Origin of the sequence: Myxococcus sp. CA040A (genome assembly GCF_013336725.1) — a bacterium.
Classification (GTDB): Bacteria; Myxococcota; Myxococcia; order Myxococcales; family Myxococcaceae; genus Myxococcus; species Myxococcus llanfairpwllgwyngyllgogerychwyrndrobwllllantysiliogogogochensis.
Genome location: NZ_JABUMR010000004.1, coordinates 1,166,767 through 1,181,766 on the forward strand (window position 1 = coordinate 1,166,767; position 15,000 = coordinate 1,181,766).

At 69.4% G+C, this 15,000-nt stretch carries 6 protein-coding genes (1 of these 6 only partly in view); 1 reads left to right on the forward strand and 5 read right to left on the reverse strand.

Annotation, left to right across the window (positions count from 1 at the left end):
• The 3 genes from HUA75_RS21695 to HUA75_RS21705 form a co-directional block, all read right to left on the reverse strand.
• Positions 1 to 8,619: part of an Ig-like domain-containing protein coding region (locus tag HUA75_RS21695; protein WP_174487439.1), annotated on the reverse strand (this coding region is incomplete at its 3' end). 20,608 nt of the annotated region lie to the left of the window's left edge; the window shows 8,619 of its 29,227 annotated nt.
• Between the two features lie 43 nt (positions 8,620 to 8,662).
• On the reverse strand, positions 8,663 to 9,559 hold the full coding sequence (locus HUA75_RS21700) for a peptidyl-prolyl cis-trans isomerase (protein ID WP_174487440.1): 897 nt from the start codon (positions 9,557 to 9,559) through the stop codon (positions 8,663 to 8,665).
• A gap of 1,299 nt (positions 9,560 to 10,858) precedes the next feature.
• Positions 10,859 to 11,167 (reverse strand): hypothetical protein, encoded by a 309-nt coding sequence (locus tag HUA75_RS21705; RefSeq protein WP_141646878.1) that lies wholly within the window; start codon positions 11,165 to 11,167, stop codon positions 10,859 to 10,861.
• Between the two features lie 167 nt (positions 11,168 to 11,334).
• Here HUA75_RS21705 and HUA75_RS21710 point away from each other — a divergent pair, with 167 nt between their 5' ends.
• Positions 11,335 to 12,615: an amidohydrolase family protein gene (locus HUA75_RS21710; protein ID WP_174487441.1), complete on the forward strand. Its 1,281-nt coding sequence runs from the start codon at positions 11,335 to 11,337 to the stop codon at positions 12,613 to 12,615.
• Here HUA75_RS21710 and HUA75_RS21715 read toward each other — a convergent pair.
• Positions 12,603 to 13,925 (reverse strand): glycosyltransferase family 87 protein, encoded by a 1,323-nt coding sequence (locus tag HUA75_RS21715; RefSeq protein WP_174487442.1) that lies wholly within the window; start codon positions 13,923 to 13,925, stop codon positions 12,603 to 12,605. The genes HUA75_RS21710 and HUA75_RS21715 overlap by 13 nt on opposite strands.
• Positions 13,926 to 14,037: 112 nt before the next feature.
• Positions 14,038 to 14,988: a 1-phosphofructokinase family hexose kinase gene (locus tag HUA75_RS21720; protein ID WP_174487443.1), complete on the reverse strand. Its 951-nt coding sequence runs from the start codon at positions 14,986 to 14,988 to the stop codon at positions 14,038 to 14,040.
• Positions 14,989 to 15,000 lie beyond the last annotated feature (12 nt).

Here is a 15,000-nt window from a genome sequence, read left to right on the forward strand (position 1 = left end):
CGACAGGACCCGCCGAGCCGAGTCCCCGCCCCTCAGCACGGTCTGCGTGCCAAGACCCGGGAAGGGATTGAAGGTCTGCGCGGGCGCCATGCCAATCTCCACCCACCCGGGCATGGACTCTCCGCGGTTCGTGCTTGGGTCCACGGCCGAGGCGCGGACCTGCCGCTGCGTGCCCGCGACACCTGTCGGGACGAGCCACTCATGGCGATACAGCGGACGCCCCGACGGCCCCGGCAGGGACACGGCGGTGGTTCCCACGTCGACACCGTCCACATGGAACGTCACGCCCGCTATCGCCGCGTTGTCGACGGCCGCCGCCGCCATCGGCATCAGCGTCCCCTCGGTCACCACGTCGAGGCCTGGCGGTTCGACGAGTTCAACCGTGGGGGCCGCGGTGTCACGCACCGTGCCCAGGGTGACGATGTCCGACTGCGTCTCCTGGCCCACCGAGTCGACGGCCACCGCCATCAACTTCAGGGCGCGATTGCCGCTGCCGACGTCGGGTTGGAAGCTCGCCGCGAAGACGGTCGGCTTGCCCGCGAAGCCCGCCGGCGCGTTGGCGGTCGCGACCCTGCGTCCATCCACGAAGAAATGGACGGTCTTGACGCGCTCCTCCACATCCCGTGCATCCGCCTCCACCCGCACCAGCGTGCTCTCGAAGATGGCGCTGTCAGGCAGAGGCTTGACGATGACCACCGTGGGGGGCTGGTCCTTCGCCACCATGGCGGACCTGGATTCACTCCAGTCCTCCTGCCCCGCCAGGTCCACGACGCGAGCACGGAACACCAGCGTCTGCTCGGCCTCGGTCCTGTCAGGTGTGTAGACGAACTGGAAGGGCAGCTGATGGCGCCGCCCCACCTCCACCTCTTCCCCACCAGGTCGCGTGATGAAGAAGCCCACGCTGGCCACGGCCTCCAGGTCGTCGGCTGGATGCGCGGAGAGCACGGAAGGCCGCCCCACCACCAGCCCCGACACCGGCTCCAGCGTCACCGTGGGTGGCTCATCCTCCACCACGCCGACCTCCACCGTGGCGGCGCGCTCGTTGCCAGAGGCGTCGGTGGCCTTCGCCTCGAGAGTCAGGTCGCTATCCGCCAGCTCCCTGGGGACACGGTAGTTGGCCACGAAGGGCGGCGCGGGCATCGTCGCCAGCCGGACTCCATTGATGGACAGGTCCACCCGAACCACCGCGACGTTGTCGTCGGCATCCGCCTCGATGCGCAGCAGCTGACCGGCCACGATCTCGGACTGGTCTGCGGGGGCGCGGAAGCTCACGGTCGGGGGCGCCGTATCCGCCTGCACCTCCACCTCTTGGGTGGGCGCCAGCGTCTCCTGGCCCGAGGTATCGCGTGCGCGCGCCTTCAGGACGAGCGTGCGCCCGGCCGAGCCCGGAGGCAGCGGCACCCGGAAGCGATAGGGCGCGCTGGTGCCGACAAAGGTCAGCGTTCCACCCAGCCCACCTTCCACCGTTGCTTCCACGGACTGGACGCCGACATCGTCCTGGGCCGCCACGACGAAGGCGAAGTCGCGCCCCTGGGTCACCTTCTGGCCCTGGCGGGGCTCGGCGATGGCCACCGTGGGAGGCCGGTCATCCACGACGGGCAACCTCACCACCTGACTGCGGACCTCGTGAAAGAAGGAGTCCGTCGCGAAGGCCTGGAGCTCCACGGCTTCGGCCCCGGCGGGCACGTAGACGAGGAAGGCGAACGGGGGAGCACGCAGAATGGTGTCCAGGAAGGCGCCATTGACCTTCAGCCGCAGACTGGTGATCGCCACGTCGTCCTCGGCCGCGACCATCACTGGGACCAGGGACTGCGTCACCACCGGTCGGCCATCCGAGGGCGAGACCAGCGCCACCGAGGGAGCCTGATCCCTCACCACGTCCACGAGTTGGAGGGCCTGCTCGCTGGCATTGCCCGCGGAGTCACGCACCCTCGCGGCGATGAGGAACGGGGCCGAGTCCCCCGCGCCCAGCTCGCTGAGCCTCGGCAGCGTGAAGTCCGCGCTCACCACCGGACTGGCAACGGAGTACCCCCCACTCTCGATGGCATTCTCGGGCGGGAAACCTCCCGCGCGGCGGATGACCTTCAACGTATCCAGGGTGGGGCCCACGAGGATCTCCACGTCCTGAACGAAGGTGTCATCCGTCCCCACGACCTCGATATGGACGGGACTCCCCTCCACCAGGTCCTTGCCGAGAGAGGGAGTCAGGATGATCGCCTGGGGAAGCGTGGTGTCCGCGACCACGCGGACGACCTGCTCCACCACCGTGTCATGCCCTTCCAGGTCCGTGGCGACCGCACGGAGCACGAGCCCGACGTCGGGGCGGGTCGGGTCCAGCTCCACGAAGCCCGGCGGCAACATGACGCGGCCACGAAACTCCTGGAGCAGCGCGCTGTCCTTGTAGGGCGCGGACAGGGACGCGATGGCCCCTCGCAGCGCGGGATCACGCGCCAACGGAAACCCGGCTTCAGGACTGCCATCCGTCGGGAGGGTCTCGATCAACCGCGCCTCGGGGCGCGGCACTGTCAGCGCGAGCTGCCCATTGATGAAGAAACGAACGCGCGCCACCGAGGTGTCGTCACCCGACACCGCGGAAAGCTGCAACGAGATGCTCCCCTCGGTGAGCGTCGCACCCGGGGCCGGGCTCGCGATGGCCAGGGCCGGCGCCGTGGGCTGGCGCCCCTCGACGAGCAGCTGGGTGCTTCGGACGACACCCTGGCTGTCCTTCGCCGTCACCACCAGGGCAGTCGCCGCACCACTGGCCCCCGTCGGTGGCATGAAGTCGAGGCCGTGGGAGAAAGTCTTCTGTCCCGCCGCCAGGTCCCGCTCGAAGATGCGCTGGCCCGCGTAGTGCGCTTCCACCCGGACGAGTCCCACGTCGTCCTCGGCGTCCACCTGCACGCGATGCGCGGCACCTTGCAGCAACCGGACATGGCCCGTGCGCAGCTCCACCTCGGGCACCGCGCGATAGTTGCCCGCGACGTCTCCGCCCAGGTGGTACTCCAGCCGGGACAGCCCCACCTTCGGCCCCTGGTCCTCGGCGATCTCCAGGAAGACCGTGGAGGACGTGCGGGTGTTGCCAGCGCGGTCTTCGGCCACCGCGATCAACTGGAGCGGCGTGCCCACCGTCGCGGTGGGAATGCTCAACGGAAAGGACACCGATCCAAGCCGGATGCCTTCACGGACACCCCGGCTGACGCCGTCCACGAGCAGCTCGATCCGCCGGACGTCGACCTCGTCCTGCGCCTCGACCTGGACATTGAAGCTTTCCTGGCGCACGCGGGACGTCCCCGTCAGCGGCTGCGTGATGCGCACCGTGGGACCGCGAACGTCCGCGCCCACCCGTACCTGCCGGCTCTGCACCGCCACCGCACCCGCGAGGTCCCTCACCGCGAGCGTCAGTAGCGCCGGGTTGGGCGCCCAGCCTTCGGGCATCCGCTGCTCGGCGCTCGACGTGCCCAGCTGTCCTGGCTGGACACTCATGGCCCACGGGCGAACCGTCAGCCGCTCCCCGGCCGCCACGGCGCGGACCTGAACCATGTTCGTCTCGTAGCGGACTCCCACCTCGGTGATGGCCGCGGCCGCCCCCGACTCCGAGGGCAGAAGGGTCACCTTGACCTCTTCGACCTGGATACCCGCTGGGAAGGTCAGCACCTCCGCGTGCTGAGCGGCGGTGCCCAGGTTGAACGTTCGCCGTCCTCCGGGATTCGCCGCGAGGAAGGCCTGGACCTGTGCGTTGCCCTCCAGGCCTGGAGTCAGGGTGAAGCGATAGAGCACCTCGCCACGCAGGCCGGCGGCCGCCTCGGTCGGCGCGGAAAGCACCAGCCTTCGGGGGGACGCTCCCAACTGCCCCGTCAAGGGCGGCTGGACCTCCAGCGCCGTCGGTCGGGCTCGCAGGTCGAAGACCTGGGCCTCTCCGAACTCGAGGCGAACCTGACCGGCGTAGAGCCCTCCCGTGGCGGCGGGCGTGGGGAGCAGGAAGTGCCCATCGGCGCCGAAGCTCGCCGGGGCCCGCGTCGACGCCACCAGCCAGGCCGCGGAGACGCCTGTATCCTCTTCGACCTCCACCTGGACCTGCTGCGCGGCCTCCTCGGTCAACGACGCATTTTCGGTGGGCTTCACCCAGCGAATGCTGGGCGCGGCATCTGGGATCAGCTCACACGTCAGCGTCGCGTGGGTCGTACGCCCCGCCAGGTCCGTGGCCTGGGCCTTCACGGCGTAGGTCCGGGGCCCCTCCACGCCCAGCGCGGGCAGGGTCAGAGACCAGGACTGCGGCAGCTTCGCGATGGGGTCGAAAGCTGGGACCGCGAGCGCCTTCCCATCCGCCTCGACCGCAAGGGACCGGACCTTGCCGTCGTCCATGACCAATGCCTGGAGCGTGACGGAGGAGCCCGCAACGCACGTCCTCGCCGACGGCGTTCCCGTCAACCGCAGCGTCAGGCTCGGGGCTTCCGTGTCCTGGGTCTCCACGATCTCGAAGACCAGCTCGCGGGTATCGGTTCCGTTTCCCGCGGGATCCAGCGCGCGTGCCGTCAAGCGATGAATGCCCGGAGCCCGGCCGCTGAGGTCGAGCGTCCCCTCGAAGCTGGCCAGGAATCGACGGCTGGTGATGATCTCCCCGGGTGACAGGGGGTTGGGCGTGCGCGTCTCCTCATGGCGGGAGTCCTTGACCACCAGGACCTCCGCGCCTCCGTTCGTCACGACAGGGTGGTCATCCAATGTCAGGCTGACCTTGGACACACGGACGTCGTCGCCCACCTCCACCCGGAGCCCCAACGCACCGTCCTTTCGAACCGTGAGCCGCTCCCCTTCTGGACGAGGCAGGGGCGTGACGAGCACTGCCGACGGGGCCTCGATGTCGCGAATCACCTGGAGGTGGACCTCCGCCTTGCCCGTCTGCCCTCCGGTATCCAACGCCTCCACGCCCACCGACGGCGGCAGCCCCTTGCTGATGATGGGGGCTCGTACACCCAGGAGCTGCTGCCCGTTCAGCACCAGGGGCGTTCCTGATTCCGGGAGGGGCTTCTCACGCACGCCTCCGGACAGCCCCACGAAGCCGACCACGCCATCATCGTCCCCCATGGTGAAGGCCAGGGTGACGTCGTCGCCCTCCTTGTACGGTGTCCCGGGAGCAGGAGCGAAGATGCCCACCACGGGCGCCTCATCCTTCACCACCGGAATCTCCAACAGGCGCTCCGCGGTGAGCCCGGAGGAGTCCGTGGCCACGGCCCTGAGCGTCAGCTTCCCGCCCACGAGGCTCTCGTTCACGGGCATCGTCCAGCGGTACACCGTGTAGAGCCCCTCCATTGTCCCCGTGGTCTGCACGCCCAGGCTGGTGGACGTGAACAGCTCCACCTGCTGCACGGCGACATCGTCCGAGGCGGCAAGCTCCACCTGGAGTGGGCGGCCCGCGAACACGGGGGCTCCTGGCGAAGGCGCGCGGAAGGTCAGCAGCGGGACCCGCGTGTCCTCCTCGATGGAGAGGGTGTGCCGCGCCGTCTGGACCCGGGTCCCATCCGTCGCCCGCGCCTCCAGAACAACTGAGCGGGCGGGAAGCGCCGCGTTGACGGCGAAGCGATAGGGGGGCGCGGTGGCAACGCCCACGCGCTGCCCGTCCATCCACAGCTCCACGGACCTCACCCCCACGTCGTCCCGCGCGCTCACCTCTACGTCCACGCGAGTACCGGCAGTGGCTTTTGTCGGAGTGGTTGCGATGAAGGACACCTCGGGCGCGGTGTCTTCCTGGGCGAGCACACGAATCACTGGCGCCGAGCCCTGGTTGCCAGACGCATCGTAGGCCCTCGCCGTCAGCACGTGCGTCTGCCCTGGCTGAAGCCTGGAAGCCTCCACCAGCGCGTGCGTGACGAACGAGCCACGCACCCCGCCGTTCTCTCCAGGCGAGCTGTCCGTGTGGACCAGCACGTCGTCCAAGCGCAGCTCCACCTTCACCACGTCCACATCGTCGAGCCCGGCCACGGTGACGAGCAGATCCTGGGTCTCTGGAACCCGGGCCTGATCTCGCGGAACGACGAAGGAGACGGAGGGCGGGGTTGCGTCTGGAACGACGAAGAACGTCACGTCCCCCCGCGACGTGAGGCCCGAGGCATCACGCGCCCGCGCGGTCACCGTGAGCGGGGTCTGCTCCTTCACCACGGGCAACGCATAGGAGACGCGATAGGGCTCCACGGCGGAGCTCCCCACGGGGATGCCGCCCACCGTCCAGACGACCTCCACGGCTCCCGCCGTGTCATCCACCACCTTCGCGGACAGCTCGATGAGAGAGCCTCCCACCCAGGTCGCGGAAGAGGCGGGGCTCAGGATGGCGACTTGCGGAGGACGATCCGCCTTGACGGTGACATCCACCCGCTGCCGGCGCTCCTGCCCCGCGCTGTCGGTGGCGACCACTTCGAGCTGACGAACCCTCCCCACGTCTTGCTCCGGAGGTGTCCACCGGAGAGAGAACGGTTCGATGCCCAGGGACGTACCGCCCACGCTCCCTCGTGTCAGCCGGACGGAGTCCACCGAGGTGCCATCCACCCTCAGTGTCACCAGCGTGCCAAATGCCATCGCGTCGTCGCTCACCGTTCCCGCCACCTGCATGGGGACGGCGGCCACCGCCTCCGCGGTGGCTCCGCGCGGCTGCTGCAAGGTCAGCAGCGGTGGCGCGTCGGAAACGACGCGCACCAACAGCGTCTCCGAGCGAACCAGCGCGCCCGCGCGGTCCAACGCTTCCACGCGAAAGGCCACGCTCGAGCCCGCGGTGCCCTGCCGGGGCGTGAAGGCAAGCTCCCAGAGCGGCACGGCGATGGCGGCACCGGTCACCGGGTGTTTGCGAATCTCCACCCGGGGCAGGTCGACCGTTCCAGCCGTCGCGTCATCGACGTAGTAGCGCACCAACTGGAAGTCGTCCGCCGCCAGGCCACCGCCCATCCAGTCCCCACTCGTGACCCGGAGGACCTGGGGCAGCCCCTGGACCAGGAGCGCTCCTGGCGCGGGCAGCTCGATGGTGATGGGCTGGCTGCTGGGCAGCGGAGTCCCCGCGACCTTCACCTTCAGCTCATTGCCCACCACCCGCTTGCCTTCGCTGTCCACGACCGCGGCGGAGAGCGTGAGGGTCGCCCCTCCGTAGGGAGGTGTCTGGACACGTAGCGCGTACGGGGCTTGCGTCACGCGCCCCGCGGGCGCCCCATTGACCAGAAACTCCACGTAGGCCACGGCGATGTCGTCCGTGGCGGTGGCGTGGAGATCGAATGCGCTGCCCGCGGTGACACTCGAGGGCGCGACGACGCGCACGGTGGGGGCTCCATCACGCACGACGACGTCGACGTAGACAGGCTCGACCCCATCGCGGCTCGCTCGAAGGCGCGCGACACCCGGACGGATGCCCGACACCCGGCCGTCACGGCCCACGGTCGCCACGTCCTGTCGCTCTGACGTCCACACCGTTCCCAGTGCTCCGGACGTGAGGTCGACGAGCCGACCATCCGTGAGGACGCCGACCAGTTTGAGCTGGGTGTCGCCTCCCACGCGTGACACCTGCGGCTGGGACGGCTCGATTCGCAGCGAGGAGAGGTCGGCGTCGGAGTCGACGATGATGTCCGCGGTGGCCGTGGCCCCGGCGAAGCTCACGGTCACCTGACCCGTTCCATCCTCCCTCGCCTGTACGAGCCCTTCTGGAGAGACGACGAAATAGCGGGAGTCGGAGGACGCATAGACCACCCCCTGCCTGGGACCGCTGAGGTCCACATCCCCACCCAGCGCGAAATGGCCCGTGACCTTTAGCGGAACAGTGGTGCCATAGCCCCCCTTCAGCAACAGGGGCGCTGGGCTCACGGAGATATCCACGAGAGGATCGAAGGCCCGCCCACTGGTGAACTCGACCGCCGACGTGTTCACCACCCGCCCGTATGGGTCATGAACCGCTACATCGGCCACGACGACGCCGTCCCCGGGGACCTTGACGCCCTCGGGAAGCGTGATGACGAAGTCCACCTGCCCCGCCCCCTGAACACGAGGACGCCCCACCTCCCGGCGCACGCTCGCGAAGGCCACGGACTCCGCGTCGCTCAGGCTGCCGTGCACGCGCCGCAGCGCCTCGACCGAGGCACCCACTAGAGACAGCTCGGCATGAGCGAGCTGCCCCTGGGCGGTGATGCGCACGAGCAACTGCGAGAGGTCCGCGCTCGCATTGACCTGGATGGAGCCCGCCGGCAGGACGAGGGGTGGCGTGCTCAGGTCATAGTGCGCCAGCAGGGGCGAACCGGTGCCGCCACTGACCGGCTGCGCCTCCACATCCACCACGGCGTCCACCGGCAGTTCACGCCGCAGGGGAACCCGAAGATGGAAGGGGATGGCACCCGCGAGGTCCCGATCGACGATGACATCGCGCACATCCACGAGGACTCCCGTGGACGCGGAGGTCGCCTTCACAGCCACCCGAAGCTGGGTCGCGTCCCCCTCGGTCGAGAAGCCGAGATCCAGGGCGTTGATGCCCGGCCGGAGCGGCACCAGGGGAAACGTGGTCGCGACACGCGCCTGTGCATGGGCGACGGAGCCCACCACCAGGCCAGTCATCAAGACGACGCAGGTCAGGAACTTCTTCGAAAGCGTAAGGAGCACGGCTCCCCCTCGATTCCTACACGGAAGACCGCTGTTTGCCGCGTCAGCGCCGCGCCCCGGCGCTGGTCTCAGCGGCCGTGGTTGTCGCGTCGCCCTCTTCCAACTTGACGTGGGCCGCCGTCCGCAAGCGCGTCAGCACCTGAGACAGGACCTTGCGCTGGCCACCTGGTCGCATCTGGCCCAGGACCGCCGCGCGAACCTCTTCGAAGGCGGGAACCCTGGCGGGCCGCCGATCCAGCAGCACCAGAACCAAGACACCTTCGGAGGACTCCACTACTCCGGATACGGCACCGACCTTCGTCAGCGCCAGGGCCGCCCTCTCCTGCGGTTCGCTTCCCAGCTCGCCGCGGGCCAGCAACCCCAGGTCTCCACCGCGAATCCGCTCCGGCCCCTCCCCCTCCACCGCCACCTTCCCTACCGGCTCGCCCGCCAACAGACGCTTGCGAAACCCGTCGGCGCGAGCCCTTGCCTGCTCCCAGGCATGCTTCGTGCTGCCAGACGCCACTGACACCAGCACCCGGGCCACCCTCAGTCGCTCCGGCTCGGCGAAACGCTCCACGTGGGCTTCATGGAAGGCACGGGCCTCGGCCTCCGTGGGGGCCGCAGCAGCATGCTCTTCCGCCGCCAGGAGCGCCTCGATGCTCAAGCGCTCCTCAAGCTCTCGCACCTGCCTGCGAATCTCGGGAGTCGCGGTCAAACCCTGGCGCGCGGCCTCAAGGGCCAATAATCGTTTGTCGACCAACGAGCGGATGAACTCCCGACGACCGGGCCCTGTCTCGAACTTCGCGCGCAGCGCGGGAGGAAGGCGCCGGCTTTCTCGCTCGACCTCGGCCACGGTGAGCATGCCACCCTCGAATCGGGCCGCGACGGGCCCTCCCTCGGTGACATCCGTGATGGGCGCCTGCTTCTCACAGGCGCCTCCGCCGAGCAGGCCCCACACGACGACCGCCCCGATCCATACCCGTTGTGACATATCCCCGTGCCCAAGCGCGCAAACGCACCTCGACCGCTGGCCGACCGTTTGCGGGGGGATCAATACATCAACATTCTGACATTCTGAAATCACCCTCCGTCATGCCGCGCATGAATCCCGCGACGCGTAACAGGAATTCCAAGCATGCCGAGCAATATGCCTACAGCTTCGAGGCCAGACGAGGAGAAGAGAGGAGGACGGGCGCGAGGGCGTCAGCATGCCCAGACAGGCATTCCTGGGATTTCGAAGCCAGTCCTTGACCAGGAGGGGATGGGTGGGTCCTCGCCGGACCTCGCCCGGCCCTTCGGCACGGTGAATCGTCAGCGGATTCGGAGCTGCTGGCGGTTGGCCCACAGCTCCCAGGCGTCTGATTCCTGATCCCGTTTCTTTCGGGTTGGAATGCACCAATTGCCGAGGCACCAACGAAAGCGCGGGAAAATCACTACCTCCGCCTGATTGAACCAGCTCCTGTGCGCAGGCGGGTAATGCACGCTGAATCGGCCCCAGGGTCGACGTCCTGCTCGTATCCCATACCGCACCCCCAGGGCGAGGCGGCCGTGGATGCTGCGGTTGTCGAGCACCAAGTGGATGGGCTCCGCGCCCGGGTAGTGATTGGCGACATCCTACAACAAAGCACACGACAGGTTCAGCCGAGCACAGGGGATACGCGTACAATTTCAGCACGTCCTTCATTCGCTCGATGGACTGGGAGTCTCCAGTTCGGGCACGCACCCCATTGGCTCTACGCCGGCACATATGGCCTGAGCCCATCTTCGATGTCTCGAAGATAGCCAACCGGGTTGGCGCGGAAGCGCCGGCTCAGGATGCGAGGGACGCGGCGCTGCTCAAGCGGAGAATGCAGTCGCTGCCAGTTATTGCGGTCCCCAGGTACCAGGTAGGGACCGTCAAGCGCAGGCAGCAGGTAGGCCGAGGCAATGGCTGGCAGCCGCACCAATCCGAGCACGACGAGTTCCGCGCTTGCGCGCACCCGGCCCCGAGGCGCGCCGCTCATGATAGCGGCAGGTCATCGTCGGTGCGGGGCTTGCAGAGGTCATGGACCGCAAGCGGGTCGGCCAAACGGATCGCGAGTCTTGGTCGCACAGGCTTGGCAGATTGATTGTCCGGTGTCCGCGCGCGGGAGGGGCAAGGGCGCGGAACCGTTCAGGTTTCGGCGTAGCCAACTCTCGATGTGACCCGCAAGCGATCCAATGGGTAGATCCATCACACAGGGGACAAGTCACCCCACCAATGCCCGCCCCCCCGGTGTCACTCCCGAACCAGCGGAGGCATCGGGTACATCAGGTCCAGGTCCCGGTTGTTGCGGATGCCACACGCCTCGCGCTGCACCATCAGGTACCAACGCTGCAGCTCCGCCTCCTTGCGCACCTCGCGGTAGCGCTCCAGGCGCACCGCCCGCGTGGGGCCCCGGGACATCAAGAGCTCGCGCTCGGCGCCCTCCAGCGCGGCCAGGGCCTTCTCCAGCTTCTCGCCGGTGCGCTTGAGCGCGGAGGCCTTCTCCTTCTGGAGCTCGGCCTCCACCGGCAACAACGCGTTGACGCTCTGTTCTCGGGCCATGCCCTTGGGTTTAACCACCCCCCGCTGGCGCTCGCAGCACGGGGGATGAGCGCACCTGAAGCGCCCTCTCAGTCCAGCTTGCCCTCCAGGACAGGGAGCGGCGAAGTGGCTGCCTTCCTGGCGCCGCGTCATCATCCCCTCCCCCACACCCACTCCCCGGAACCGCCATGCGCGCCTTCCTCCTGGCCCTCGTCGTCACCACGGCCTCGGCCCAGCAGTCTGGAGCCTCGGCCCCTGCTCCAAGGTCCTACCTGCTGCGCCCCACGAGCGTCTTCGACGGCGTCACCCCCAAGCCCCATGCGGGCTGGGTGGTGCTCGTCACCGGAGAGCGCATCGTCGCCGCTGGCCCCGCCTCGCAGGTGAAGGCGCCCGAGGGCACGGAAGTCGTCGACCTCGCCGGCACCACGCTCCTGCCCGGGCTCATTGAGGGCCACTCCCACCTGTTCCTCCACCCGTACAACGAGACGAGCTGGAACGACCAGGTGCTGAAGGAGCCACTGTCCCTGCGCGTGGCCCGGGCCACCCAGCACGCGCGAGAGACACTGCTCGCGGGCTTCACCACCGCGAGAGACCTGGGCACCGAGGGCGCGGGTGATGCCGACGTCGGACTCAAGCAAGCCATCCAGCAGGGAATCATCCCTGGACCTCGCCTCCTCGTGGCGACCCGGGCCCTGGTGGCCACTGGCACCTATGCCCCCAAGGGCTTCGCCCCCGAGTGGCACGTCCCCCAGGGCGCCGAGGAAGCCGACGGCGTCGATGACCTGGTGCGCGCGGTGCGCGGACAGATGGGCCGGGGAGCCGACTGGGTGAAGGTCTACGGCGATTATCGCTGGGGCCCCTCGGGCGAGGCGCGCCCCACCTACTCACTCGAGGAGATGAAGCTCATCGTCGAGACGGCGCGCGACGGCGGCCGCCCCGTCTCCGTCCACGCCAGCACGCCCGAAGGCATGCGCCGCGCCGTGCTCGCCGGCGCGGAGACCATCGAACACGGCGATGGGGGAACACCGGAGGTCTTCCGCCTCATGGCGCAGCGCGGAGTCTTCCTCTGCCCCACGCTCGCGGCGGGCGACGCGCTGTTCCGCTACCACGGCTGGAAGAAGGGCGTGGGCCCGGAGCCCGCCCCCATCCAGGAGAAGCGCGCCAGCTTCCGCGCAGCACTCGCCGCGGGTGTGCCCATGTGCATGGGTGGAGACTCGGGCGTCTTCACCCATGGGGAGAACGGGCGCGAAATGGAGCTGATGGTGGAGTACGGCATGACGCCCGCGCAGGTGCTCCAGGCGGCCACGTCCGGCAACGCGCGGATGCTGCACCGCGAGGACCGGCTCGGCCAGGTGAAGGCCGGGCTGCTCGCGGACCTCGTCGCCGTGGACGGAGACCCCACGCGGGACATCTCCGCCGTGCGCAAGGTCCGCTGGGTGATGAAGAACGGAACGCCCTACCGGCGCTGACTCGCCAGCCCGATGCCCGCGGGCTCCGCGCAGCCCGCCTCCACCGACGCGGGCAGGTAGTCCAGCGCCGCCGACGCCTTGGGCGCCGCGTCTTCCGAGGCCACCCGGCGCCACGCATCCCGCAGCAGCAGATAGCCCGCGACGAACAACATCCCGTTGCGCGCCAGCAACAGCAGCGTCTGGGGAATGCCCAGCCCGTACTTGTACGAGGGCCCTACGAAGACACCTCGCGACAGGACGGCGGCCACGAGGATGAGCACGGGCGCCGTGCGCGAGCCGGACAAGAGCGCCAGCGCCGCCGCGCCCATGACCCACGTGAGGAACTGCGGACTGAGCACCGGGTTGAGGATGATGAAGGCCACCAGCGGCCCCAGCGCCAGCCGCGCCAGGTCCTCCATCCGCTCGGGGAGCCTGCGACGCACGGACCACATGCCCACCGCGGCCATGCCCAGCGAGCCCACCACCCACAGCCACCGGCTCACCGCCCTCACGCCCTCGGCGGCCGCGCCATGCAGCTCGAACGCCGCGGGGGCGTGAATCCAGAGCACGCCCTGGACCAGCCCCAGGTGATGCGCGGCCCACAGCAGCGAGGCCCCGAGCGACTCCACCTGGAGTCCCCGGTCGACATGGAACGACGCGAAGCCCCACCAGGGCCACACCGCGCTCAGCGGCAACAGCGGCGCCACGCCCAGCGTCAGGCCCACCACCAGCTTGCCCAGCGTGCCGCGCTTCCAACACACGGCCAGCGCGAGCGGCACCAGCACCACCGGGTACAGCTTCGTCACCACGCCCACCGAGAGCGCCAGGCCCGCCACCGTCTCGCGGCGGCGCGCCAGCGCGAAGAGGGCCGCCATCGTCAGGGCCGCGGGGATGAGGTCATAGCGCTTGAGGTAGTAGAGCGCCGCCATCCACGACGTCACCGAGTACGCCAGACACGGCACCACCGAGCGCCACGCCCTGCCCCACTTGCGCGCGCCCTCGGTCAGCAGCACCCACTTGATGAACCCATCCATCACCGCCAGCTGGAGGCCGAACAGCGGGATGAACTCCCACTGCGTATGGCGCACCCACGCGGCGGGGACGAACCACAACAGCGCGTAGGGCGGGTACTCGAAGCGGAAGTCCTGGTTGGGCGTGGCGCCGGCGAGGAAGGCACGCGCCGTCTTGAAGTACAGGTCCAGGTCGCCGATACGCGGCGAGAACGCGTACACCACGAGCGGCGTCACGCCGACGAGGAACGCGACCCAGTGCCAGGGCCCGAGACGGGCGGAAGCGGAAGCTGCGGGAGAAGGAGGGGTGGAGGCGGACACGCGAGCGCACTCTGTCCAATCCTGGCTGCTTTTGTCGCGGGGAAAGAGAGACACGCCGCCCCCTCCCTTGGTCGGACGCCACCCGAGGAGGCGGAGTCTACCCGGGTCGGCGCTACGGAGTGCGGGCCAGGGGCTCCGCCTTCACCTGCGTGAAGAGGCGCTCGACGTCCGCTCGGCCGCACAGGTCCGTGCCCTGGGAGAGCAGGGCCGCCGTGCCGGAGGCGATGCCCCAGCGCAGGGCCTCCTCATGGGACTGGCCCCGGGCGAGCGCCAGCGTCAGCCCCGCGACGAAGCTGTCCCCCGCGCCCACCGAGCTGTGCGTCTCCACCGGAGGAGGCGAGGCGCGAAGCTGCGCGTCACGCGTCGTCAAGAGCGCGCCGTCGGCCCCCATGGACACTGCCAGGACCTCCGCCCGGCCCCTCGCCACCAGCTCCCGCGCCGCCTCGGCCTGGGTCGCCAGGTCCTCCGCCTTCCGGTCCGTCAGCTCGCGCAGCTCGCGGCGGTTGGGCTTGGCCAGGAACACCCCTTCCTCCAGCGCCGCCGAGAGCGGCGTCCCGCTGGTGTCCACCACCACGCGCACACCCAGCCGCTTCGCCAGCCGCGCGACACGCGCGTAGAAGTCGTCGGGCACGCCCTGGGGCAGGCTTCCGCTGGCCACGATGAACGCGGCGCCCGTGGCGACCTCCCCCACCGCGCTCAGGCAGCGCTGCCACTCGAGCTCGGAGAGCACCGGCCCGGGGAGGATGAAGCGGTACTCCCGGGCGCTGGCGCCCTCGGCCACGGTGAAGCTCTCGCGCGTGGAGCCCTCCACGGGGATGGAGCGGCGCAGCAGGCCCTTCTCCTCCAACAGCTCCTCCAGCATGAGCCCCGTGGCACCGCCCCGCGTGTAGACGGCGATGGACTCCCCTCCCAGCTCCCGCACCACGCGCGCCACGTTGATGCCGCCACCGCCCGGGTCCCTGCGCACCGAGCCGCACCGCAGCTTGTGCTCCGGGGTGACCTCCGGCACCGACGTCGCGACGTCGATGGCGGGGTTGAGCGTCAGCGTCACGATGTGCGCCATGTGCCAGGTCTC